This is a genomic window from Sphingomonas sp. CCH5-D11 (assembly GCF_001557395.1).
Lineage (GTDB): Bacteria > Pseudomonadota > Alphaproteobacteria > Sphingomonadales > Sphingomonadaceae > Sphingomonas.
In genome coordinates, this window is sequence record NZ_LSKH01000032.1 from 1 (window position 1) to 3,094 (window position 3,094).

Annotated in this window: 3 protein-coding genes; 2 read left to right on the plus strand and 1 reads right to left on the minus strand. The window is 63.3% G+C overall.

Annotated elements, in window-relative coordinates:
• Both AX702_RS02115 and AX702_RS02120 read left to right on the plus strand, forming a co-directional pair.
• Positions 1 to 1,326 (plus strand): ABC1 kinase family protein (locus tag AX702_RS02115; protein ID WP_066775661.1); only part of this gene is annotated, 1,326 nt, incomplete at its 5' end.
• A gap of 175 nt (positions 1,327 to 1,501) precedes the next feature.
• Positions 1,502 to 1,978: a sigma-70 family RNA polymerase sigma factor gene (locus AX702_RS02120; protein ID WP_231731691.1), complete on the plus strand. Its 477-nt coding sequence runs from the start codon at positions 1,502 to 1,504 to the stop codon at positions 1,976 to 1,978.
• A 388-nt stretch (positions 1,979 to 2,366) separates the two neighbouring features.
• Here AX702_RS02120 and AX702_RS02125 read toward each other — a convergent pair whose 3' ends face one another.
• On the minus strand, positions 2,367 to 2,951 hold the full coding sequence (locus AX702_RS02125) for a recombinase family protein (protein WP_066775663.1): 585 nt from the start codon (positions 2,949 to 2,951) through the stop codon (positions 2,367 to 2,369).
• Between the last annotated feature and the right edge of the window lie 143 nt (positions 2,952 to 3,094).

A 3,094-nucleotide genomic window follows, 5' to 3' on the forward strand; every position in this document is an offset into this window, starting at 1 on the left:
CTGCCGTTCGAGGCGCTGGAGCCGACGATCCTGGCCGCGCTCGGCTCCCCGATCGCGGATGTGTTCGCGCGGTTCGACCGCGAGCCGATCGCGGCGGCGTCGATCGCGCAGGTCCATGCCGCCACCCTGCGCAACGGCACCGAGGTTGTGGTCAAGGTACGCCGGCCGGGGATCGCGGAACGCGTCGATGCCGACCTGCGGCTCATCCGCCGCATCGCGCGGCTCGCCGCGAGACACTCACCGGAGATCCGTCGCCTCAAGCCTGACGAACTGCTCCGGTTCTTCGCTGAGAGCCTGTCGCAGGAAATGGACCTCAGCGCCGAAGCGGCAGCCTGCGAGAGCATCGGCGCGTTCCTGCAGCCGCTCGGCGTTCGCACGCCCGGCTTCTACTGGGATCAGGTTGGCCGCCGGATCAACGTGCAGGAACGGCTCGACGGCGTGCCGGTCCGCGCGATCCTCGACCGAGCGGGTGAGGACGGGGCGGGTCAGGGCGCTGCTGACGTCGCCGGCAGATATGCCGATGCGGTGCTGCGGATGATCATTTTCAACGGTCGGTTCCACGCGGACCCCCATCCCGGCAACGTCTTTGTTCTGGCCGATGGGGCGTTGGCGTTCATCGACTTCGGGGCGGTCGGCGTGCTCAGTCCCGCCCGGCGGAACGAGGTTGTCACGCTCGTCCTCGCGATCGCGGGTGAAGACACACGATCGGTGACGGACGTACTGCTGCAATGGTCGGGCGAGACCGACGTCGATCGCCAGGCGCTGAACCGCGACCTCGACGCGCTGATCGGCCAGTTCCGCGGGGCGGTACTCCAGCAGATCGAGCTCGCCGACATCTTCGGCCGCGTCTTTGCGCTGCTTCGAACCTATCGTCTGGCGCTGCCGCCCGACCTCGCCCTGCTGCTGCGCACCCTGCTGATCGCCGAAGGGTTCGTGCGACGGCTCGATCCCGGCTTTGACATCGCCGCGCGCGCCGCACCGATCGCGCGCGAACTGCTGCGGGAGCGAATCGGCCCGGCCGGCCTCAAGCGGGGCGGACGGCGGCTGGCGACGAGCCTCGGCCGCCTGGCCGCGGCATCGCCCGAACTGGTGGCGCTTGCCGAGCGGGTCGCGCGGTCGGGCGCGCTCCCGATCGAGTTGCAGAAAGGTGCGGTCTCCTCACCCCCGGCATTGCCCCGGCGCGCCGACCCAAACGTCCTGTCTGCCGGCCTGCTGGTCGCCGGCGCGATCCTCCAGCACGACCATGATGTTGTTGGAGCAATCCTGATGGCTTCTGCGGTACTCCCTGCAGGCTGGGCCTGGTACTCGAGCAGGCAGAGACGCTGACTTTTGCTGCCGGGCTTTGCGCGTATTTGGTTTCCGCCCTTCATCTACCGCACGCTTGTCCCGTCGATCAGTTTTTTCTCGGGGAGTGGAACAGGCCAACCAAAATGACGGTTCCAATAAGTAAACCCACCAGTGTAGAAACAGCTGCCTGGTTCGATTGAACTTGGAGCTTTGCTTGTCCAAGCAGCCGGATGAGAAACTGCATGTACCGCCCGAAGAGTGGTCGGACTTCGCCGCCGCATTGAGCGACCTGATGCCCAGGCTGACGAGCTATGCGCGATCGCTGGCTAAGAACCCCGATACTGCGCAGGACCTTGTTCAGGAAACCGTGCTGAAAGCCTGGCGCAGCCGGGCGTCCTTTGAGGCCGGTACGAATTTGAACGCGTGGACCTTCCGTATCCTCCGTAACTCCTTTCTGTCGCAGGTTCGTCGTCGAGGCGCGGGACAGGCGAGCGACACTGCGGAACTCATCGATGTTCCGGTGGCGTCAAACCAAGAATCGGTGGTGATGTTGAGCGATGTTCACCGCCTGTGGCCGCGCCTAACGCGCGAGCAGCAGCGGTGCATCCAACTCGTCGGAATCGAGGGTTTGAGCTATGAGGAACAGCCGCGATCGAGCAGGTTCCTGGAGGCACAATCAAGAGCCGCGTAGTGAGAGGTCGGCAGCTTCTGCGCGCGCTACTAGATGACGCGAACAGCGGTAAGCGTTACAAATCGGTATCTCAAAACCTGTCGACCGATCCAACCTGTCAAACCGAGCCAACAATAATTGACGAAATGCACAAGAGACAAGTTGAGCTGCTGCGAAGCTGGCGGACTAAGCGTGCGGCTGATCGCTGTTCGATAGGCTGAATCGGTCGGGATCTCTTTATTCTGTTCTAATTTCATCCTGTTCCGATTTCTCCATTCTCAGGCTCATCACCAGATAGACCATCAGCGACTTGTCGTCCGCCCCCACCTCCAGCATTGCGGGGACGTCGGCGCACCATCAAGAAAGTGCCGTTGCAGGCTTTCCGCCAACGCGGCGAAGCGAGGCTGCATCAGTCGGCCGTTACTTCTGCGCTAATGGCTTCCTGTTCCGGTGCCGGGAGGTGACGATACAGCGTAGGAACCGAGACACCGATCGTCGGTGCGATCTCGCGAATGGTCATCCCGGAAGCGAGGAGCTTTCGCGCTGCCTCCAGCCGTTTGGGCGTCATGACGGTTTTTCGGCCGCCTACCCTGCCCTCGCGCCGTGCCACGATCAGCGCCGCGGTGGTCCGCTCACGGTTCAAGTCGCGCTCCATCTCTGCCATCGCAGCCAAGATGTGAAAGACGAGCTTGCCGGCTGTTCCTGCGGTGTCGATCCCGTCAGTGATCGAGCGAAGGCCGATACCGCGTCCGGCCAGTTCGGCAGCCAAGTCGACAAGCCCCTTCATCGTCCGGCCGAGGCGATCGAGCTTCCAGATCACCAGCACATCGCCGGCGCGAGCGTGTGACAGGGCCTCCGCCAAGCCAGCGCGGTTTGCCTTGGCGCCGCTCGCCTTGTCGGAGAAGGTCCGCTCGCAACCGGTATCGCGCAACGCATCGAGCTGGGGCGTCAAATCCTGTTCGGGCGTCGATACCCGTGCATAGCCGATCAGCATGAGGTTGTCTCAAAACTCATCTTCCGCGCCTACCACGACCGAAGGCAATCGAGAAAGTGTTTTGATAAGGTGCCGGACCTTGCTACACTGTGGCTTTCAGCGGTAAATGTCACGAATGTCAGCACTAGGTGACGCCGATGACG